Annotated in this window: 25 protein-coding genes; 18 read left to right on the top strand and 7 right to left on the bottom strand. The window is 61.6% G+C overall.

Translation table 11 applies throughout. From position 1 onward, the window contains the following. Window positions 1–20: 20 nt before the first annotated feature. The 3 genes from J5274_RS10100 to rarD all read left to right on the top strand — a co-directional run bounded on the left by J5274_RS10100 (window position 21) and on the right by rarD (window position 3101). A complete protein-coding gene (locus tag J5274_RS10100; RefSeq protein ID WP_142829727.1) occupies window positions 21–488 on the top strand; it encodes a GFA family protein in 468 nt (155 codons plus the stop codon). Next, window positions 485–2098, top strand: a complete 1614-nt coding sequence (cimA, locus tag J5274_RS10095) for a citramalate synthase (protein WP_142829918.1) — start codon at window positions 485–487, stop codon at window positions 2096–2098. The genes J5274_RS10100 and cimA overlap by 4 nt, the downstream gene beginning before the upstream one ends. A 91-nt stretch (window positions 2099–2189) precedes the next feature. After that, window positions 2190–3101 (top strand): EamA family transporter RarD, encoded by a 912-nt coding sequence (gene rarD, locus J5274_RS10090; RefSeq protein ID WP_142829729.1) that lies wholly within the window; start codon window positions 2190–2192, stop codon window positions 3099–3101. A gap of 13 nt (window positions 3102–3114) precedes the next feature. On the opposite strand, the gene J5274_RS10085 is transcribed toward rarD, so the two are convergent. After that, window positions 3115–3738, bottom strand: coding sequence for a TIGR00730 family Rossman fold protein (locus tag J5274_RS10085; protein ID WP_142829731.1), 624 nt, complete (start codon window positions 3736–3738; stop codon window positions 3115–3117). 153 nt (window positions 3739–3891) lie between these two features. On the opposite strand from J5274_RS10085, the gene J5274_RS10080 reads away from it, so the two are divergent. From J5274_RS10080 to J5274_RS10060, 5 genes are all read left to right on the top strand, one after another. Next, complete coding sequence (locus J5274_RS10080; protein ID WP_219274582.1) at window positions 3892–5955, top strand: LysM peptidoglycan-binding domain-containing protein; 2064 nt, start codon at window positions 3892–3894, stop codon at window positions 5953–5955. A 230-nt stretch (window positions 5956–6185) separates the two neighbouring features. Continuing rightward, window positions 6186–8072, top strand: coding sequence for an ABC transporter ATP-binding protein/permease (locus tag J5274_RS10075; RefSeq protein WP_142829735.1), 1887 nt, complete (start codon window positions 6186–6188; stop codon window positions 8070–8072). A gap of 112 nt (window positions 8073–8184) precedes the next feature. After that, on the top strand, window positions 8185–8883 hold the full coding sequence (locus J5274_RS10070) for a phosphatidylserine decarboxylase (protein ID WP_142829737.1): 699 nt from the start codon (window positions 8185–8187) through the stop codon (window positions 8881–8883). Between the two features lie 21 nt (window positions 8884–8904). After that, window positions 8905–9765 (top strand): CDP-diacylglycerol--serine O-phosphatidyltransferase, encoded by an 861-nt coding sequence (gene pssA / locus J5274_RS10065; RefSeq protein ID WP_142829739.1) that lies wholly within the window; start codon window positions 8905–8907, stop codon window positions 9763–9765. Window positions 9766–10016: 251 nt separating this feature from the next. Beyond that, a complete protein-coding gene (locus tag J5274_RS10060; RefSeq protein ID WP_162854772.1) occupies window positions 10017–10157 on the top strand; it encodes a hypothetical protein in 141 nt (46 codons plus the stop codon). Here J5274_RS10060 and J5274_RS10055 read toward each other — a convergent pair. The 3 genes from J5274_RS10055 to J5274_RS10045 are packed head-to-tail and all read right to left on the bottom strand — an operon-like array spanning window position 10154 to window position 11937. After that, window positions 10154–10771: a LysE/ArgO family amino acid transporter gene (locus J5274_RS10055; RefSeq protein ID WP_202617158.1), complete on the bottom strand. Its 618-nt coding sequence runs from the start codon at window positions 10769–10771 to the stop codon at window positions 10154–10156. The genes J5274_RS10060 and J5274_RS10055 overlap by 4 nt on opposite strands. A 38-nt stretch (window positions 10772–10809) precedes the next feature. Continuing rightward, entirely contained in the window at window positions 10810–11574 is a 765-nt protein-coding gene (locus J5274_RS10050) for an SOS response-associated peptidase (RefSeq protein WP_142829743.1), read from the bottom strand. 42 nt (window positions 11575–11616) lie between these two features. Then, complete coding sequence (locus tag J5274_RS10045; RefSeq protein ID WP_142829920.1) at window positions 11617–11937, bottom strand: YnfA family protein; 321 nt, start codon at window positions 11935–11937, stop codon at window positions 11617–11619. A 133-nt stretch (window positions 11938–12070) separates the two neighbouring features. Here J5274_RS10045 and J5274_RS10040 point away from each other — a divergent pair, with 133 nt between their 5' ends. The 8 genes from J5274_RS10040 (at window position 12071) to J5274_RS10005 (ending at window position 17028) form a co-directional block, all read left to right on the top strand. Then, a complete protein-coding gene (locus tag J5274_RS10040) occupies window positions 12071–12487 on the top strand; it encodes an NUDIX hydrolase (protein ID WP_142829745.1) in 417 nt (138 codons plus the stop codon). Between the two features lie 59 nt (window positions 12488–12546). Continuing rightward, window positions 12547–12972, top strand: coding sequence for a TIGR02301 family protein (locus tag J5274_RS10035; RefSeq protein WP_142829922.1), 426 nt, complete (start codon window positions 12547–12549; stop codon window positions 12970–12972). Window positions 12973–13082: 110 nt separating this feature from the next. Beyond that, window positions 13083–13340 carry a hypothetical protein gene (locus tag J5274_RS10030; protein WP_142829924.1) on the top strand — a complete coding sequence of 86 codons (258 nt, stop codon included), beginning with the start codon at window positions 13083–13085 and terminating at the stop codon, window positions 13338–13340. Window positions 13341–13356: 16 nt separating this feature from the next. After that, window positions 13357–14106: a hypothetical protein gene (locus J5274_RS10025; RefSeq protein WP_142829747.1), complete on the top strand. Its 750-nt coding sequence runs from the start codon at window positions 13357–13359 to the stop codon at window positions 14104–14106. A gap of 78 nt (window positions 14107–14184) precedes the next feature. Next, window positions 14185–15024: a folate-binding protein YgfZ gene (locus J5274_RS10020; RefSeq protein WP_142829749.1), complete on the top strand. Its 840-nt coding sequence runs from the start codon at window positions 14185–14187 to the stop codon at window positions 15022–15024. Beyond that, window positions 15021–15641, top strand: coding sequence for an HD family hydrolase (locus J5274_RS10015; protein ID WP_142829751.1), 621 nt, complete (start codon window positions 15021–15023; stop codon window positions 15639–15641). The genes J5274_RS10020 and J5274_RS10015 overlap by 4 nt, the downstream gene beginning before the upstream one ends. Next, window positions 15638–16162, top strand: a complete 525-nt coding sequence (locus tag J5274_RS10010; protein WP_142829752.1) for a tyrosine phosphatase family protein — start codon at window positions 15638–15640, stop codon at window positions 16160–16162. Before J5274_RS10015 ends, J5274_RS10010 begins: the two co-directional genes overlap by 4 nt. Before the next feature lie 59 nt (window positions 16163–16221). Further along, window positions 16222–17028, top strand: coding sequence for a mechanosensitive ion channel family protein (locus tag J5274_RS10005; protein ID WP_142829754.1), 807 nt, complete (start codon window positions 16222–16224; stop codon window positions 17026–17028). Between the two features lie 28 nt (window positions 17029–17056). Here the strand turns inward: J5274_RS10005 and J5274_RS10000 are convergent, their stop codons facing one another. Together J5274_RS10000 and J5274_RS09995 are read right to left on the bottom strand one after the other, a co-directional pair. Beyond that, the gene (locus tag J5274_RS10000) at window positions 17057–17263 is read right to left on the bottom strand and encodes a hypothetical protein (protein WP_142829756.1); all 207 of its coding nucleotides are present in this window, start codon (window positions 17261–17263) and stop codon (window positions 17057–17059) included. A 260-nt stretch (window positions 17264–17523) separates the two neighbouring features. Next, a complete protein-coding gene (locus J5274_RS09995) occupies window positions 17524–17859 on the bottom strand; it encodes a hypothetical protein (protein ID WP_142829758.1) in 336 nt (111 codons plus the stop codon). Window positions 17860–18159: 300 nt separating this feature from the next. Between J5274_RS09995 and J5274_RS09990 the strand changes: the two genes are divergently transcribed. Both J5274_RS09990 and J5274_RS09985 read left to right on the top strand, forming a co-directional pair. Beyond that, window positions 18160–18813 (top strand): HD domain-containing protein, encoded by a 654-nt coding sequence (locus J5274_RS09990; protein WP_161990955.1) that lies wholly within the window; start codon window positions 18160–18162, stop codon window positions 18811–18813. A gap of 8 nt (window positions 18814–18821) precedes the next feature. Further along, on the top strand, window positions 18822–19670 hold the full coding sequence (locus tag J5274_RS09985; protein ID WP_142829760.1) for an MOSC domain-containing protein: 849 nt from the start codon (window positions 18822–18824) through the stop codon (window positions 19668–19670). Between the two features lie 13 nt (window positions 19671–19683). On the opposite strand, the gene recO is transcribed toward J5274_RS09985, so the two are convergent. Further along, window positions 19684–20460: a DNA repair protein RecO gene (recO, locus tag J5274_RS09980; RefSeq protein WP_142829762.1), complete on the bottom strand. Its 777-nt coding sequence runs from the start codon at window positions 20458–20460 to the stop codon at window positions 19684–19686. Window positions 20461–20472: the final 12 nt, after the last annotated feature.

Here is a 20472-nt window from a genome sequence, read left to right as displayed (position 1 = left end):
CGGGCGCGAGGGAGGAAGGCATGCGAGACATTCTAACTGGCGGCTGCCAATGCGGCGCGATCCGCTTCAGGGTACTGGGGGCGATCAGCCACCAGGCGATCTGTCACTGCCGGATGTGCCAAAAGGCCGTCGGATCGATCTCGTGGCCGTTTTTCACCGTCGCCACCGACGATCTCGAGTGGTCGAGAGGCCTGCCCGCTTCTTATAGAAGTTCAGAGGCTGCGGAGCGCGGGTTCTGCTCGCGATGCGGCACTCCCCTGACGTTCAAGGCTGTTGGCAGCGATCAGATCGACATATCGATCGGCAGCCTGGATAATCCGGCCAAAGTTGAGCCGAACGGGCAGCACTGGACGAGCAGCAAGGTGCCCTGGTTCGATACGCAGCCGCATCTGCCGTCGATCTCCAGCACCGCCTCGCCCGAGGAAATTCTCAATCGACGCCCCCATCAACATCCCGATCACGATACGACCGAATGGCCATTCCCATGAAAGAGCGCATCTATCTTTTCGACACGACGCTGCGCGACGGCCAGCAGACCCCCGGCGTCGATTTCTCGGTCGAGGACAAGATCGCTATTGCGAGCCTGCTAGACGATTTCGGGCTCGACTATATCGAGGGCGGCTATCCCGGCGCCAATCCGACCGACACGGCCTTTTTCGGCCAGAAGCGCACAAAAAATGCGTCCTTCGTCGCCTTCGGCATGACCAAGCGGGCCGGCGTCTCGGCGTCCAACGACCCGGGGCTTGCGGGCCTGCTGCAGGCGAGCGGCGATGCCATCTGTTTCGTCGCCAAGAGCTGGGACTACCATGTCGAGGTCGCACTCGGGATCTCGAACGCGGAAAATCTCGACTGTATCACCGAGAGCGTCAAGGCGGCTGTCGGCGCCGGCAAGGAAGCGCTGGTCGATTGCGAACACTTCTTCGACGGCTATAAGGCCAATCCCGGTTATGCGCTGGCCTGCGCCAGGGCTGCCTACGCGGCAGGGGCCAGCTGGGTGGTTCTCTGCGACACCAATGGCGGCACGCAGCCATCGGAAATCCGCGCCATCGTCGAGGCTGTTATTGCCGAGGGCGTGCCCGGCACGGCGCTCGGCATCCATGCCCATAACGACACCGGCCAGGCGGTGGCCAATTCGCTGGCAGCCGTGGAGGCCGGTGTGCGGCAGATCCAGGGCACGCTGAACGGGCTCGGCGAGCGCTGCGGCAATGCCGATCTGGTGACGCTGATCCCGACCCTGGCGCTGAAGAGCGCCTACAACACCCGCTTCGAAACCGCCATCGACGGCGAACGGCTGATTGGGCTGACCGGTCTGTCGCATGCCTTCGACGAACTGCTGAACCGGTCGCCGAACCACCAGGCACCCTATGTCGGCGGTTCGGCCTTTGCGACCAAAGCGGGTATCCATGCCTCGGCGCTGTTGAAAGATCCGCGCACCTACGAGCACGTGCCGCCGGAAAGCGTCGGCAATTTTCGCAAGGTGATGGTCTCGGATCAGGGCGGAAAAGCAAATTTCATCAATGCGCTGAAGCGGCGCGGTATCGCCGTCTCCAAGGACGACCCGAAACTCGATCGACTGATCTCGATCGTCAAGGAACGGGAATCCTTCGGCTATGCCTATGAGGGTGCCGACGCCAGCTTCGAGCTCCTGGCCCGCCGCACACTTGGCACCATCCCCGAATTCTTCTCGATCGACGGCTTTCGGGTGATGGTCGAGCGGCGCTTCGATTCGCACGGGCGGGTGAAGACCGTCTCCGAGGCCGTGGTGCGGTTGATCATCGACGGCAAGACGATCATGTCGGTGGCGGAGGGAGACGGGCCGGTGAACGCGCTCGACCTGGCGCTGCGCCGCGATTTCGGCAAATACCAGGCCGAGATCGAGGACCTCGTGCTCGCCGACTTCAAGGTGCGTATTCTCAATGGCGGCACCGAGGCGATCACCCGGGTGCTAATCGAATCGAACGATAGCGACGGGGTGCGCTGGTGGACGGTCGGCGTATCCGAAAACATCATCGACGCCTCGTTCGAAGCACTGACGGATTCGGTCGTCTACAAGCTGATGAAGAACCGCCATATGGCCGGCAAGATCGCCGCAGAGTGAGCGCCACGAATAGGTCCGTCAAGGAAATGAATTGGTGAAGTGCGGGCGCATCGGTTAATCGGACCATAACAACAAAATATGGAAACATCCGATGGCTGCCGATGCAACTGCCACCCTGGTGAAGAACGAAGACAGTCCGCGCGGTTTTGCCTTTGCGCTGGCGGCCTATCTGTTCTGGGGAATACTGCCGCTCTACATGAAAGCGCTCGCCCATATCCCGGCAGCCGAGGTCATCGCCCATCGTATCGTCTGGTCGGTGCCGGTGGCGGGCGCCGTGCTGCTGTTCCTCGGGCGGACGGGCGACCTGAAGGGGGCGCTTAGGAGCCCTCGGACCATCGCGCTGGCCTCGATGACGGCATTGCTGGTGACGATCAACTGGGGGACCTATGTCTGGGCGATCGGCAATGGCCACTCGCTGGATGCGGCACTCGGCTATTTCATCAATCCGCTGTTCAGCATCGCGCTTGGGGCGCTGCTGCTGAAGGAGAAGATCTCGGTGCCGCAGCTGGTCGCGATCCTGCTCGCCGCTATCGCCGTAGTCATCCTCGCGGTGGATGCCGGGCGCCCACCCTGGGTGGCGCTGCTGCTGACGCTGTCATGGGGGCTGTACGCCTTTTTCCGAAAGACGCTGCCGGTCGGGCCGAACCAGGGATTTTTCCTGGAAGTGCTGCTGCTCAGCCTGCCGGCACTCGGCTACATCATCTATCTCGAAAGCATCGGCCAGGGCCATCTCTATGCTACTGGCATGAACGATACGATGTTGCTGGCCGGCTGCGGCCTCGTCACCGCCCTGCCCTTGATGATCTATGCCAACGGCGCAAAGTTGCTACGCCTATCGACGATCGGCATCCTGCAGTACATCGTGCCGACCATGGTTTTCCTGCTGGCCGTGTTCGTTTTCCATGAGCCGCTCGGCACGGCCCGCATGATTGCGTTCCCGCTGATCTGGACCGGGCTCGTGCTCTACACGTGGTCGATGCTGAAAAACAACCGCGGGCGCTGAGCCCGCCACCGGTCTACATCTTGGAAATCACGTTCTCGTCGCCGGCCCGACCGGCCTTCGTCTCGGCAGCGTGGGCGAGAACCGCGGGGACGATATCGGCGACGGAATCGATGACCATCGGCTGGACCCTGTGGGCGGTGTGGACGAAGCCCTCGCCGGTCATGTGACGGATCAGCTCCATCATCGGATCCCAGAACCCGTTGATATTGGCAAAGACCATCGGCTTTTCGTGCTGGCCGAGCTGCGCCCAGGTCATGATCTCGACGATTTCCTCAAGTGTCCCGATGCCGCCCGGTAATGCCACGAAGGCGTCCGCCCGCTCGAACATCCGGTGCTTGCGGGTGTGCATGTCGGGAGTGATGATCAACTCGTCGAGCTGGCCAAGCGAATGGCGCGTCGCTTCCATGTCGACGAGGAATTCCGGGATGATACCGGTCACCTGTCCGCCGTTGGATAGCACGCCGGAGGCAACGGCACCCATGATGCCTTTTGTACCGCCACCATAGACGAGGCGAAGGCCGCTTTCGGCAATCGCCTTGCCCAGCGCACGGCCAGCTTCCATGTGGGCAGGGTCACGTCCGGGGCGGGAGCCGCAATAGACGCAGATGGATTGAATTGGCAAAGATTCTTGATTCATGCCTGCAAACAACAATGCAGCAGATGCCCAGTCAAGAAATTTAACGGAAAACCTGTGCCTCATTCCCCGGAAATAGCTGAGCAAGCTTGTAAAAGCAGCGGAAATCGTTAGCAATTTTTATAACTGCGACGACGATGCCGCCTGGAGACCTTGATGATGAAGAACCGCGCCGGATTGCTGGCCTTGTTGGTGCTGGTAATTGCGACCATCCTGATGGTCTTCTTCGTGCTGCCGCGCATCGGCAGCGACAAGAAGCCGATCGGTGATGCCATCAACCAGGCAAGCTCGCAGGTGGGCAACATCATTGCCGACAACACCGCGAAACCGGCGGATACTCCGGCGAAGACGGCAGATGCGACGCCGCCCGCTGCAGATGGAGCCGCCAAGTCGGCCGCACCGGCAACGGCACCTTCGCCGGCACCCGTTGACATCGCCGTCATGATCGGCGCCCTCAAGGACAAGGCCACCACCTCGCTTGCCGAGCTGAAGGCGCTGTTTGCCGATGGCAAGGGCCCGACAGAGGATGTGTTCGATGCCGCAAAGACCAAGATAATCAATAGCCTGCAAGCAATCGTCGATGTCGCGAAACCCGACAATGCAGATCCGGCGACCGCAACTCTGATCGACAAGTCGCATCAGGGGGCAAACAAGGCCTTGGCCGTCATAAAGGCGCTTCCGGAAAACATCGCCGACGCCGTTGCCGCAATCGACCGCGCACGCGCGGTGCTGCTCGGCGATCCCACACCGCTGGCGCAGGCGCCAGCAGCGCCCATCAAGCCGGCCTTCGACGTTTTGCGCGTCGAACCCGATGGCTCGACCGTCATCGCCGGCCGTGCCGCGCCAGGCACCAAGCTCGACATAATCGACGGCGACAAGGTGATCAACTCGACCGAAGTCGGGCCGGGAGGCGATTTCGCTGCCGTGCTCGACAGTCCACTTCCCGCCGGCGACCACGAGATCACCCTGAAATCGACTGGCAAGGACGGTACATCCGTCGTCTCCGAGGAGACTGCAACCGTATCCATTCCCAAGGATGGGTCTTCGCAACTGCTGGCGATGGTCACCAAGCCCGGCGAGGCAAGCCGCATCATGACCGCTCCGGAAGCCAAGCAGCCGCGTGTCACGGCACCGGCCACCAAGTCGGCGGCGACGCCGGCTCCTTCGGCAGCGCCTGATGCCCTCACCTCACCTGCAACGGCGCAGGCCGATCCTGCCGCAACGGCAGCCGATGCCGGCACACCATCGGCGACCACCGATCATGCAGGACTGGTCATCAGCGCTGTCGAGGTCGAGAACGACCATCTGTTCGTCGCCGGAGCCACGCGCGCCAACCTCAAGGTTCGCGCCTACGCCGACGAAAAGCAGATCGGCGAGAGCACGGCCGGCGGCGACGGCCATTTCGTCATCGACGGCGCCATGCCATTGGCGGTCGGCGATCACAAGATCCGCGTCGATGGCCTGGATGCCAACGGCAAGGTCATCGTGCGCACGGCAGTCAATTTCAACCGTCCGGAAGGAAGCCAGCTGACAGTTGCCGCCCAGTCGCCGGCCGCCGCCGCCGTTAACCCGGCCCCTGCCGGAGCGCTCGACGAGGGGCAGCTCGGCAAGCTGCGCAGCGATCTCGGGCGCGCCTTTGCGCTGCTCAAGGGCCTTTTCCAGGGTGGCCAGATGCCGGGCAACGAACAGCTCGCCGCAGCCCGCTCCGGCACGGAGTTCGCCCTGAAGGGGCTACGCGATTTCCGCCCCGCCATCGATGCCAGTGCGGCCCTGAAACAGGCATCGTCCATTGCATCCGACGGCGCTGGCAAGGCACTTGCCCTGCTGGAGCCGCTGCCGCGCGATCCCGTGGCAGTCGGTGCGGTAATCGCCCGTCTCGACCAGCTGATCTCGCCGCTGCTGAAACCTGCAGCAGGATCGGTCGCTGCAGCACCTGCTCCGGCCGCCGGAACAGATACTTCCGGCGTCAAAACCTACGAACAGGCACCGCTTGCCGTCAACAAGAATGCCGTCATCATCCGCCAGGGCGATACGCTCTGGCAGATCTCCAGGCGAACCTATGGACTGGGTGTGCGGTACACCACGATCTATCTTGCCAACGAGGACAAGATCCACAACCCCGACCGCATCCTGCCTGGCCAGGTGTTCGGGCTGCCAAAAGACGCCTTGCCGAATTCGGAAGAGCTGCATCGCCAGCGTATGTCGGGCAAGCATCTCTAGGCTGATCGCCTTGGTTTTGCGTCGGGAATGGGCCGGGTAGAATTTTCGCCCGCTCCTTCGCGTTAAAGTGATCATAAAACTTTTCGAACGGCTATCGAATAGTATATGCGTGCGCCGGATGCCCCGGCCGGCATGGCTTGTGAAGCCATGCAGACCAGCGGCATTTTTACACCGCGTGATCGACCGGATCTGACCGGCACTCCAGATCCCCGGTGATGCGGGAGAGTTGCATGGCAGACGGCAAGAAGACGATTTCGGCGGATGCCAGCAATCCGTTCCGCACCATCCTCAATCTGTGGCCCTACATGTGGCCAGCCGGCCGCACCGATCTCAAGATGCGCGTCGTCTGGGCTTCGGTCTTCCTGCTGATCTCCAAGTTCGTGCTCCTGCTCGTCCCCTATTTCTTCAAGTGGTCGATAGACGCGCTGAACGGCAAGATGGACCTGAACGGCATCGTACCGAACTTCATGATGGGCGCCGTTGCCCTCGTCATTGCCTATAATGTCACCCGGCTGATCCAGCTCGCCCTCAACCAGTTGCGTGACGCGCTGTTTGCCAGCGTCGGCCAGCATGCCGTGCGCCAGCTGGCGTTCCGCACCTTCGTGCACATGCACCAGCTGTCGCTGCGGTTTCACCTGGAGCGCAAGACCGGCGGCCTTTCGCGCGTCATCGAGCGCGGCACCAAGGGCATCGAGACCATCGTCCGCTTCACGATCCTCAACACGGTTCCGACCTTTGTCGAATTCCTGCTGACGGCGGCGATCTTCTGGTGGGGCTACGGATTTTCCTACCTCGCCATAACAGCCGTCACCGTCACCATCTACATCTGGTTCACGGTGAGGGCCAGCGACTGGCGCATCTCGATCCGCCGCACGATGAACGACAGCGACACAGACGCCAACACCAAGGCCATCGATTCGCTGCTGAACTTCGAAACTGTCAAATATTTCGGCAACGAGGAGATGGAGGCGAAGCGCTTCGACAAGTCGATGGCGCGTTACGAGAAGGCCGCGACCGACGTCTGGACGTCGCTCGGCTGGCTCAATTTCGGCCAAGGCGTGATCTTCGGTCTTGGCACCACCGTCATGCTGATCTTCTCGGCCTTCGCCGTACTCAACCACACGCAGACGGTCGGCGATTTCGTCTTCGTCAACTCGATGCTGCTGCAGCTCTCCGTGCCGCTCAATTTCATCGGTTTCGTCTACCGCGAAATTCGCCAGGGTCTGACCGACATCGAGGAGATGTTCGATCTGCTCGAGGTTCAGGCCGAGGTCACCGACGCGCCTGGGGCTACCGAACTGACGATCCACCAAGGCGCCATTGCCTTCAACAACGTGCATTTTGCTTATGATGCGGCGCGACCGATCCTCAAGGGCATCTCCTTCGAGGTGCCGGCGGGCAAGACCGTGGCGGTGGTCGGGCCCTCCGGCGCCGGCAAGTCGACGCTGTCGCGGCTGCTGTACCGTTTCTACGACGTCCAGAGCGGCACAATCACCATCGACGGCCAGGATGTGCGCAGCGTCACCCAAAAAAGCCTGCGCAAGGCAATCGGCATGGTGCCGCAGGACACGGTGCTTTTCAACGACACGATTGCCTACAACATCCGCTACGGCCGCCCGGACGCCGACGACGCTGCTGTTCTGGCTGCTGCCGAAGTGGCGCAGATCGGCCATTTCATCGACCAGCTGCCCGATGGCTTCGAGACCAAGGTCGGCGAACGCGGCCTGAAGCTCTCCGGCGGCGAGAAGCAGCGCGTGGCCATTGCCCGCACCATTCTCAAGGCGCCGCCGGTGCTGATCCTCGACGAGGCGACCTCGGCGCTCGACACGACCACCGAACAAGAAATCCAGGCTGCGCTCGACGTCGTCTCGAAGAACCGCACGACGCTGGTCATCGCCCACCGGCTGTCGACCGTCATCGGCGCCGACGAGATCATCGTCCTGAAGAGCGGCGAGATTGCCGAGCGCGGCACCCATGCCGGCCTGCTGGAGCAGAATGGCCTCTACGCCTCCATGTGGAACCGCCAGCGCGAAGCGACCCAGGCGGAAGAGCATCTGAAGCAGGTTCGCGAGAGCGACGACCTCGGCGTCGTCGTGCGTCTCTCTCCGGCGACCTGATCAGCAGCCAGCCGCCAGCGCGATCAGCTGGGGGCGGCGGTCGCGGCGGCATTGCTTGCCGCCCGTTTTGCCTGTAGTCAGCGTCAGGGCTAACAACGGAAGGCCGCCATCGATGAGCTTGTACAACACCATCCGCAATACGATCGTCCCTGTTCACAAGGAGGGCTACGTCTTCGTTGCCGCTTTCTTCGTGGCATCGCTGGTCCTCGGGTGGTTTTTCAAGCCGCTATTCTGGATCGGCCTGATCCTGACACTCTGGTGCGCCTACTTCTTTCGCGATCCGGAGCGGTTGACGCCGCAGGATGAGGACCTCGTGATCTCGCCGGCTGACGGCAAGGTATCGAGCGTTGTGATGATCACGCCGCCGGCCGAGTTGAACCTTGGTGTCGAGCCGATGCTGCGCATCTCGATCTTCATGAATGTCTTCAACTGCCATGTGAACCGCGCGCCGATGCGGGGTCGCATCAGCAACATCGCCTATCGCAAGGGCAACTTCCTCAACGCCGAACTCGACAAGGCCAGCGACGAGAACGAGCGCAACGGCATGGTCATCGATACGGTGCGCGGCCAGATCGGCGTCGTGCAGATTGCCGGCTTCGTGGCGCGTCGTATCCTCTGCTTCGCCCAGCCAAACGAGCCTATCGAGGCTGGCGAGCGCATCGGCCTCATTCGTTTTGGCTCACGCCTCGACGTGTTCCTGCCGGCCGGATTTTCGCCACGTGTGACCCTTGGTCAGACGGCCATTGCCGGCGAAACCGTCATTGCCGAATTCGGGTCGCTGAAAGGCCCGACCACCAGCCGACGCGATTAAGCGTCACCGGGAGATCGCGACATGAAGACGCCATTTCCTCAGCTGGAACCGCTCGGCGAAAACGAAGAAGCACGCGGCCCGCGCCTGCGGGAGATCCCGCTGCGGCTTATGGTGCCCAACCTCATTACCGTGCTGGCGATCTGCGCCGGCCTGACCGGGGTGCGGCTCGCCTTCGAGGAGCGCTTCGAACTGTCTGTCGCGATGGTTCTGGTTGCAGCGTTTCTCGACGGAGTCGACGGCCGGGTTGCGCGGATGATGCGGGCGACGTCCAAATTCGGTGCGCAGATGGATTCGCTCGCCGATATCGTCAACTTCGGCGTGGCGCCGGCTCTTGTGCTTTATGTCTACGTGCTGAACCAGGCCCATTCTCTCGGCTGGATCGCGGCCCTCATCTATGCAATCGCTGCCGGGCTTCGGCTGGCGCGCTTCAATGTCATGGCCGAACGCGAAAACAAGGCCCCGTGGCAATCCGAATACTTCGTCGGCGTTCCCGCACCGGCGGGTGCGATGCTGGTGCTCGCACCCGTCTATCTCGGCTTCCTCGGCATCATGCCCGACAAGACATTCGGCTACATTGCCTCAGCCTATACCGTCATCATCGGCTTCCTCCTGGTGAGCCGCCTGCCCGTCTGGTCGGGCAAGAGCGAAGGCAGCCGTATCCGCCGCGACTTGGTGCTTCCGATCATGCTCGGAGTCGTCGTCTATGTGGCACTGCTGATGAGCTACACCTGGGAGGTGATGGTGGTAACCGTGGCCGGCTACCTCCTGTCTCTACCGCTTGGCGCCCGCTCCTGGCAGCGCAAATATGGCACCTACACCATCAACGGCCCCGCAGACCCCGATGTCGATGACGCCAACGACGATATCGGCCGGCATATCTGACACCTCCAGCTGACAGCATCGGCGCCTCTCTCGCGATGCCGCCTGAAGATACTGACGGCTGCTCAGCCTGTCCGGCGGCCCGCATTGGCGTGCCATCTCCCTCCTCATTGATCCGGCATTCGCGAATCAGGCCTCGCGTCAGGCTCGCGGATTATGCTGCACGTTCACAAAAGCTGATCGGCACCGCCTCCGATTCGTCACGATTGGCCGTGAAAGAGAAAGCATTACAACCACCTGGGAAGGAGATCCTAATGAGCACCGTCAACACAAGTACGACACAACCGGCCAAGACAGACCTCGCATCACTCTACCGCCCGATCGGCCTCAAGGCCGTGACTGCCGCCCATCTGATGCTGAAGGGCAAGTCTGCCACCTCCAAGAAGATCGCCTAAGCGCCGGCATAGAATTTATAGAGCAGGCTGAGGGCAAGCAGGCTCATCACGACACCGATGATTGCATCGAGGACCCGCCAGGCGGCGGGTTTGGCAAAGACCGGCTGTAGCAAACGCGCGCCATAGCCCAGCCCGAAGAACCAGACGAACGAAGCCGCAGCAGCACCTGCGCCATAGGCGAACCTCGCCGTTCCCTCATAGGCAGCCGACAGGCTGCCCAGCAGCAGCACCGTATCCAGATAGACGTGCGGATTGAGAAAGGTGAATGCCAGGCAGGTCGCAATCGCTGCCGGTAGCGTCAACCCGTTGCCACCGGCGGCGCGCATCGCCTGCGGCCGCCATGCACGGCGAAAGGCCAGCACGCCATAGGTGCCCAGGAACACGGCGCCACCGATGGTAACGAAGGCTATCAGCCGCGGCGACTGGGCCACTACGGTCCCTAACCCTGCCACGCCGGCGGCGATGAGCACCGCGTCGGACAGCGCGCAGATCAGGCAAAGCACGAAGACATGCGACCGCAACAGCCCCTGGCGCAGGATGAAGGCGTTCTGGGACCCGATAGCGATGATCAGCGAGGCACCGAGCAGAGCGCCGGAGAAAGCGGCAGAGAGAATTGGCATGGGGGGATTTCCACAGCAGAAGTAGAGGTACGTCAGAACAGGCGCAGCTGGTCGTCTCCCGGGTCATGTTTGCGCGCCGGCTTCAGGCGCGGCTGCACTTCTATCGGTATCTGCAACTCCGGGCCCATGTTGGAGACCTTGTTGACGAGATCGGAGACAGCGATGGCCTCGAACAGGTCTTCGTCGGCCGGCACCATCAGCTCTGCGACCTCGCGCGCCTCCTGCGTCCGGCAATCCAGCCATCGCGCGAAATCCTCAGGCTTGATGACGACAGGCATGCGGTCATGGATCGGCGAAATCGTTTGGTTGGCGGCCGTGGTCAGGATGGCACCGGTATCGATTTCGGAGCCATCGGCAGACGACCAGGTTTCCATCAATCCGGCAAAGACCACGACGCCACCATCGCGCGGGCGTATCCAGTAGGGTTGCGACTTCTCACCACTCTCCTTGTCGGGCCTGTGCCACTCATAAAAGCCGGAGGCGGGTATCAGCACGCGGCGATGGCGCATGGCGGCACGGAACGACGCCTTTTCGATTGCCGATTCGGCACGGGCATTGAGCAGCAGGGGAAAAGCCTTGGGATCCTTGACCCAGGAGGGCGTCAGCCCCCAGCGCACGAGCAGGGCTCGACGATCCGGCAGGTTGCTGCCGGCATCCTGGCGTTCGCCGGAAACGACAACGAGGATCGGCTGTGTCGGCGCAATATTGAAGCGCGCGGGAAAGCTCTCGAGTTCAAGGAGCCCGAGCAATTCCCGCACCTCTTCAGGCGTCGCTTTCAACGCAAATCGGCCGCACATGAGATCTGTCTTGCATTCACCACAGGTCCGGTCAAGGCCACGCTAGCCGCGCGGGCCAAACAGGATTAGCGACGTTCCCGCCAGGCAAACCACGGCACCGGAAATATCCCACCGGTCAGGCGCCCGGCCCTCGACCAGCCAGAGCCACAGCACCGACGCAACGATGTATATGCCACCGTAGGCAGCAAACGTGCGACCGGCCGCCTCGCTCGGCACGAATGTCAAAAGCCAGGCAAATATCGCCAGCGACAGCATGCCGGGAGCCAGCCACCAGACCGGCGTGCCCAGCCGCATCCAGCCCCAGAAGGCAAAGCAGCCGGCAATCTCCGCCAGCGCTGCCAATGCGTAAAGCCCGTACGTGATCATTCGCAACCCATGCCGCCAATTATCTTTTGGCTTAGGATATGGCATTGCTGCGAAGGTGTCGTCAAAGCTAGATGAATAATCTGCGGCATGCGATGTTGAGAGCAATTGCGTCAACAGTTCAGGGTGCCCCATGACCCCAACCCCACAGCCTGCATCCTCCGCGATCCTGGAGCGCGACGGACGGTTTTTGCTCGTGCTGCGCCGCAATCCTCCGTCCAAGGACATGTATGCCTTTCCGGGCGGGCGGGCGGAGGCCGGCGAGACACCGGCCGAGACGGCTTTGCGCGAGTTCGAGGAGGAGACCGGTATTGCCGTCAGCAATCCCCGGCCCTTTGCGACCTACGATCTTCGCCATCCTGGCAAGGACGGCAGCGCGGACAGCCACTTCATTTTGTCCGTATTTCTGGTAGGCGCCGACGAGGATGCGGTAGCCACTGCCGCCGACGATGCGGCTGAGGTCGGCTGGTTCACGCTCGACGAGATCAGGGCACTGCCGGTGCCACAGAGCGTTCTCGAATGCGTCGAGAAGCTGTCGCAAACGCATTAATTGCGGGAGAAGCGGCCAGACCACTTGCTCGCACCCTCCGCAGCCTGTCAACTGGCACGATGATTCCCCGGCCTGTCATCGTCATCTCGCTGTTGCTATCGCTGTGCGCCATCCAGGCTGAGGCGGCGTCGCCCAAGGCAGAGCCTGTACCGGATCCGCCGCCGGCAGATGCGGGGACCCCGGCGCCCTACGACGATAAGCTACTTCGGCTGGGTGAAATTCTGGGCTCGGTGACCTATCTCCGTCACCTGTGTGCGCCAACAGAGCCGCAAGATTGGCGCGAAGCCATGCAAAAACTGTTGGACACGGAGACGAAGAACGAGCCGAAAAGGAAGGAACGAATGACCGCTGCATTCAACCGTGGCTATAGATCTTTCGCTTCCGTCTATACGGATTGCACGCCACAGGCTATGACCGCCGAACAGCAGTACCGTAACGAAGGTGCAACACTCGCTGGCGAAATAACTGCGCGGTTCGGAAATTGACGCTTTATTAACCTCTTTCCATAGCGACCCGTGTCGTTTTAGGAAAAGGCTGTTAAACTTGTTAACCGGGCAGTAAGTACACCGGGCGTTCTCGAGGATTAAAGAAAATGATGGAACCAAGCCTCAACGACATCGACGACATGATCGTCCATGAGAAGATGCAGGCGGCTCTGGAATATCAGAACGAAGCCTGGGCGGACGGTGTAGCCGACGGTATCGAACCGGAAATCATTGCCGGCGCTGCCATCGCCCATGCCTTGCGCGAAACCATACGCCTTCAGGGCGAACAGGGTGCCGAGGCCTTGCTCGAATCGCTCCGTGAACGCATGTTGTCGGGCGAGTTTTCGCCGATCCGTTCCCTGCAATAACCTCAAGAGATATTTTATGCCGCGTGCCATGGGCGATGTTCTGCGACAGTCTGTCACTTCAGTGATGGCTGCGACGCTTCTGGCAACAAGCGCCATGTCGGCCACACCCGCCTTTGCATTTTCGCTCCTTAACGATGCTGTGAAGCAAGCTCCTGCTGCACCACGCGAGAAGCCCGTCCTGCAGGCATTGGAAGCACCCAGCAAGGGCATCCCCATGCCTGACCCGCTGGTGAACAGCCAGGCCGCGCCGAGCACAGGCGACAGTGCGCCAGCGAGCGGCACTCCAACCAAATCTGTCGAATTCCTCTTTGATATCAACAAGGCGCCTGATGCGGTGCGGAAATTGCGCGAGGCCATCGTCGAGGCCGCTGCCTCCGGCGATCCGGAACGCCTGCGCCCGCTGATGAATGTCGGCGGCGGTCTTAACCAGACGCAGGTAACGGCTGACGATCCGGGCGAAGACCCGATCAAGTCCCTTCACGACCTCTCCGGCGACAAGGACGGTATCGAGGTGATGTCGATCCTTCTCGACCTACTATCGACCGGCTTTGCCCATGTCGGCCAGGGGACGCCAAATGAAATGTATGTCTGGCCGTACTTCGCCGAAAAAGACATCAAGACACTGACGGCGCCGGAAAAGGTCGACCTGATGCGGATCGTCACGGCTGGCGACTACTCCGACATGCTGGAATTCGGTGGCTACAATTTCTACCGGGTCGGAATCACGCCTGACGGCAAGTGGAAGTTCTTCTCGGCCAGCGAATAGCCTGCCAGCGGCGGGAACTTGCGATCGTCTCCCGTCATGCCTATTTCCAGGCCTCATCACAAACGTGACGGATTGCCCATGCCAGCCGTATTTCTCAATGATCGCTCGCTGCTGCGCATCACCGGCGCAGATGCCGAATCATTCCTGCAAAACCTGATCACGACGGATCTCGGCGCCCTTGCTGCAGGCGAAGCGCGTCCGGGAGCACTGCTGACACCGCAGGGCAAAATCATGTTCGACTTCATGATCTGGCGCGACGGCGACGGCTTTGTCGTCGAGACGGACAGCGTCCAGGGCGAAGCGTTGCTGAAGCGGCTTTCGATGTACCGACTTCGGGCGGCGGTCGAGATTACGGCTTCCGACGAGCAGGGCGTGACCGTCAGCTGGGGCGACGATGACAACAGCGGATATGCCGACAGCCGCTTTGCCAAGGCGGGCATTGCACTTCACCGCGTTCCCGGCGCCCAGGGTGACGGTCCCGTTGCCATTTACGACGCTGCGCGGATTGCAGCGGGCGTTCCCTCCTCCGGTATCGACTTTTCGCTGCAGGACGCCTTTCCCCATGATGTGCTGATGGATCTGAACGGCGGACTCTCCTTCCGGAAGGGCTGCTATGTCGGCCAGGAAGTGGTGTCGCGCATGCAGCATCGCGGCACCGCCCGCAAGCGGCTGGTGCTGGTCTCGGCTGATGCCGATCTTCCGGAAACTGGAACGCCTCTTCTTGCCGGCGGGAAGCCGATCGGCACGTTGGGCTCCGTCTCCGCCAATAGAGGCTTAGCCATCGTCCGCATCGACAGGGCGGGAGAGGCCATGGCGACCGACACACCGATCCTTGCTGGCGAACTGCCGGTCTCATTGGCCCTGCCCGCGTGGTCCGGGCTTTCATTCCCAAGCAAGGCCGACGAGGCAACGGCGTGACATCGGCGAAAGAACCGCGTGCGTGGCAGCGTATGCTGTCGGGGCGTCGCCTCGATTTGCTCGATCCCTCGCCGCTCGATGTCGAAATCGGAGATATTGCCCACGGGCTGGCGCGCGTCGCCCGCTGGAACGGCCAGACGTCCGGCAGCAACGCATTTTCGGTCGCACAGCATTGTCTCGTCGTCGAGGATATTCTGCGGCGGATCGTGCCGAGTACAGCTGATGACCTGCTGGTGGCCCTGCTGCACGACGCGCCGGAATATGTCATCGGCGACATGATTTCGCCGTTCAAAGCGGTGGTCGGTGGCGGCTACAAGGCCGTGGAAAAGCGGCTCGAAGCCGCCATCCACCTGCGCTTCGGCCTGCCCGCCCATCCGTCGCGCTTGCTCAAGGACAATATCAAGAAGGCGGATGCCATCGCCGCCTATTTCGAAGCGACCGTTCTTGCCGGTTTCACACCTGTCGAGGCGAGGAAATTCTTCGGCCAGCCGCGCGACATCGTCCAGGAGATGCTGCCGATCGATCCCCTGCCCGCCATAGAGGCGCAAGCGCTGTTCCTCGCCCGGTTTGAGGCGCTGGAGGCGGAGAGACGCAGAGCTGCGGGTTCCGCACGATGAGCGCCATCGTCGTTTCACCGCTGGAGCGCATTGCCGAGATGGCTGTGCGCCACTCAGCCCGCGAGATGATAAGCCTGATGGCCGAACAGCACAGCTTTCACCGGCCCGCCGTCATCTCGGCCGACCGCCATTTGCTGCTCGGCATGAACGACATCACTTTTGCCGGCAATGACAAGCTGGTCGCACCGCAGGAAGCCCATGTCGAGCAGATCATCGCCTTTGCGCGAAGCTGGGACCGCTCCGCCCCGTTGCTGATCCACTGCTGGATGGGTGTTTCCCGTTCGCCGGCAGCAGCGCTGATCGCAGCACTGGCAATCGATCCCGATGTAGACGATGGCGCCCTCGTCGCTCGCCTTCGCCGCGCATCACCGCAGGCAACGCCGAATTCAAGACTGGTGGCGTTTGGCGATCAATTGCTGGGACGGCAGGGCAGACTGGTCGCAGCGGTCAAGGCTGCCGGGCGTGGCGCGGAAAGCGATGGCAACATGCCTTTCGTCTTGCCGCTCGACCCGGCTGGTTGACCGGGCCGGCAATTGCTCCATCTACCGCCCGACATTGCAGAAAAGGCTGGTCTATCATCATGGAAAATCAGGCAGCGAACCTTATCGTCGCTACACGGACTGCGTTGACGCAGGCGAGTGCGCTGGCCGTTCAATATACGTTTTCGATCATGGGAGCGCTCATCCTGCTGATCTCCGGCTGGGTCCTGGCCGGCTTCGTCAGCCGCTGGGCATTCGCAGGGATTTCCCGCGTCCACGGCATCGATGAAACACTGGCGCGCTTTTTCACCAATGTGCTTTATTATGGCTTGCTCATCCTGGTGTTCGTCACCGTGCTCGGCCAGTTCGGCGTGCAGACGGCATCGATCATCGCCACTCTCGGGGCTGCGGGGCTCGCCGTCGGGCTGGCGCTGCAGGGTACGCTTCAGAATATAGCTGCTGGCATCATGCTGCTGGTGCTGCGGCCATTTCGGGTCGGCGAGTATATCGAGACGGGAAGCGTCACCGGCACGGTCAAGGAAATCGGGCTGTTCGCCACGGAGCTAAGGACGGCGGAAGGCCTTTACCGACTGGCCCCGAATTCGACGCTCTGGAACACGCCGATCACCAATTTCAGCCGCGAGCCCAGCCGCAAGCACAAGATCACCATCGGCGTCAGTTCGAAAGGCGACATCGATGCGGTGCTGGCGACGCTGATGGAGATAGCGGAAAGCGATCCCAACGTGGAGAAAACGCCTGCGCCGACTGCCTATGTCAACAGCCTCGGCGGAACGATCAGTGTGACTTTGCAATACTGGGTCAGCACCGGCGGCTGGAGCACCACGACCCGCGAAATGATGCGCAAGACCAAGGCGTCACTCGATGCCAGGGAGATCGAGATTTCCTGATGCTCGCTTGTCGCGATCGGGACGCAAACTACACGGCGCTATTGACGGGTAAAGAACGGCCGAACTCATAGGGTGCGGCCGGGTCCGTGTAGGCAGACATTTCGGCCTGCATCTCGGCTAGATAGTCTTCGAGCGCGTCGTGCCTGACCCTGCTCCCGATCTCCGTGCCGGGCGCAGAAGCGGCCTGCGGTCCAAGAATGTGTATTCCTTGCGGAAACTGAACTGTTTTCAACATTGCCGTGGTCTCCGTAGCGGAAATAAATGGGCCGTCCCTTCGGCGCATTGGCGCACGTCGGTTCGGTTGCGGCGTATGAAGAGCCTTCGCAATCACAACTGCTCAAGACGGGTGGAGCTGGACAACCAGGCGATCATCGCTGGCGTGTAAATCAGGCCAGCGATGTCTGCCGGCTATAAAAGGTGTAGGTGGACGCAGATCGAAATCGTTAAACGAAGGGAGACGCCCGCCAGTCGCGGCGGCAACGTCGAAAAAGCGGGTCAGGCAGCCATGTCATCCAAGGCATACTGGCCGTAGGTGTTGCGGTAGATGTCGGTGGGCTGTGCATCGCTTTCGGGATCTGCGTCCGCGGTGCCGCCCAGCAGGGGCGCGCCATTTCCATCGCTCGGAATCTGCATCAGCTTTGCGACCAGGCTGACAAGCGCGCTGCTGCTGGTGCTGACGCTCGGCTGCTCGTCGACATTGGTTGCCATGATGCCGGGACGCTGATCTGCGGCAATCTCTTCACGGCTCAGAAGCCCGTCGCCATTGGCATCGAGGCGAAGAAGCGTTCCACGGTAGGGATAGGAAGATGTTGATACTGATACATGGGACATAGGGAACCTCCTAGGGAAGGTGCCGCCTCATGCGACGTCGGTTAGACGCAGTACAATTTAAATGATTTCTTAATAAGTAAACCGATTTGCGCTCCGGGTCAAAACAAAAAGTTAATGGTCATTAACCATAGTGATTTCTACCTGAACGACCCTACTAACGTGATTCGGCAATCTGAGGCAGGCGAGATCACGATTGCGAACCATGGCGCCGTGGATCACGGCTATCGTCTCCCACCCCCGACCAGCTAGGATCGGGCCTGGTCCAATCGGGCCGATTCTCCACAAACGATCGGAACGGCGATGCGTGATACCCTGCTGTCGGAAGCCTTTTCTCCTTTCGGTGCACTGGCATCCTCCCTCGTGGCCCATGCAACGGATAGCGACGATGGCTCCCATGACATCGCTCATATCCTGCGGGTGTTCAAAAACGCCATGCATATCCGCTCAGTAGATGGTGGCGACGGACGTATCCTGACCGCGGCCGTGTTGCTGCACGATTGCATTTCGGTCGAGAAAGATTCGCCGCTGCGTCATCAGGCTTCCGCGCTTGCGGCAGACAAGGCGTCAGGCATCCTTGCGGGCATGGGGTGGGTGCCCGACGACATCGCTGCAGTGGCGCACGCCATCACCACCCACAGCTTTTCCGCCAACCTGCCGCCGCAGACGTTGGAGGCGAGAATATTGCAGGATGCCGACCGGCTCGATGCGATCGGGATGGTGGGCGCTGCCCGGTGCTTCTACATCGCCGGGCGACTTGGCTCCGGTCTTTACGATCCGCTCGATCCGTTGGCTATCCAGCGACCGCTCGACGACAAGCGCTTTGCAATTGACCATTTCGAGACAAAGCTGTTCAAACTTGCGGACCAGTTCCAGACGAAGACGGGCGCGGCCATAGCCAAGACGCGGCATGAACGTCTGAAAACCGTGCTTTCCATGTTAATCGATGAAATCTGAGAGGCACCATGCGTATCAGCGACCTGTTCATCTACCCCGTGAAGAGCGCACGCGGTACCGCGTTGCAGGCCTCGGCGGTCGATGCCTTCGGCCTCGTCGGCGACCGGCGCGCCATGGTGGTGGCTCCCGACGGAAAAGCGATCACCCAGCGCGAACTGCCGCTACTGGCCCGGATCACCGTCGAAGCCAACAATGGATCACTCCTCCTGCGTATGGAGGGACAGAGCGATATCGTCGTCCAGCGCCCCAGCCCGGTCGCGCGTCTCGATGTGGACATCTGGAAATCGATCGTCAGTGCTGCTGTGGCCGACGAGGCAACCAACCGGGCTTTGTCCGACTGGCTCGGCCGAGATGTGAAACTTGCGATTTTCGACGACGCATCGGAACGCCTCGCGGAGGAAGCCTGGGTCGGCAGTGCAGCGCCTGTGACCTTTGCCGATGGCTTCCAGATCCTGGTGACGACAACCGGCTCGCTGTCCGCCCTGAACGAGGACCTTGCCACCCATGGCTCGTCGCCCGTCGGAATGGATCGCTTTCGCCCAAATATCGTCATCGATTGTCCAGAGCCGTGGCAGGAGGATCGGTGGGCGGCGATCGAGATCAACGGCATTAGGCTGGATCTCGTCAAACCCTGCGCCCGCTGCATCATGACCACCCAGGATCAACTCACCGGTTCTCGCGACGTCGCCAATCCGATGCCTTCCATGGGACGCCTCAGGATGTCTGCAGACCGGCGCGTCCCCGGCCCGCTGTTCGGCTGGAATACCGTGCCCCGTGGTGAAGGCATGATCGAGGTCGGCAACCTCGTGAAGATCATCGAAGAGCGCAGCGAAGGCTGGGCGTTCAAGCGACGGTGAGTGGCGCACCGGTCTAAAGCGGAACCGCTTGGGGGGATTCTTCAAGCTCAGCTGCTGCTGCCCTGTCCAGCGCCTTCAGTGCCGACTGGACGAAACCGTGGCGGGTTGCGCCGATATCGATGCCCCGCGGCTCGTAGACGTGGCGGTGGAGGAAGAAGCCGCTCAAGCGAAACGCAGCGGCCAGACTTTCCCCGTCCGCCGCCTTGCCGTTGCCGACAGCCAGAAAGGCCGGAAGCGCCAGCATCTTGTCTGCCCAGGGAGCACCTGCAGCCCGGCTGACGGCCCTGCCCGACTTCGGAGAAACGTAGACGAGGTCTTCCCTCACGCCGGTCGCAGCGCATTCCGCCAGATCGAGGCCAAAGCCGAGGTCGTTGAGGACGGCCAATTCAAAACGCACGAAAAGCTCGCCGGCATCGGCGGGATCATGCAGGTTCTCCAGAATGACGTCGAGCGCGTTGTAGAGGTGAGGATGGGGGTCGCGCTCGGGCAGCAGCCGAAGAAGTGCTGCCATTGCCTGCACCCCGTAGACCGCCGTCGCGGTTTCCATCAGCCGGGCTGCGCGGAGCCGCACTGGCTCGACGCGGAATTCGCCGAGATGCTCGTCCAGCCGCGCGCGCCAGGTGACTTCGACCTGGTTCCCGGCCTGCAGCACAGGCTGCATCGAACGCGAGCGGCCGGAGCGGACGAGCCCCAGATGTCGACCATGGCCATGGGTCATCACCTCGGCGATCACACTCGATTCGCCAAGGCGCTTGATACCCAAAATGATGGCTTGGTCCTGCCACTGCATCCGACGCACTCG

It is taken from the genome of Rhizobium sp. L51/94, from assembly GCF_019355555.1.
GTDB lineage: Bacteria > Pseudomonadota > Alphaproteobacteria > Rhizobiales > Rhizobiaceae > Rhizobium > Rhizobium rhododendri.
The sequence above is the reverse complement of the archived record's forward strand: the minus strand, read 5'-3'. Positions and strand labels throughout refer to the sequence as shown.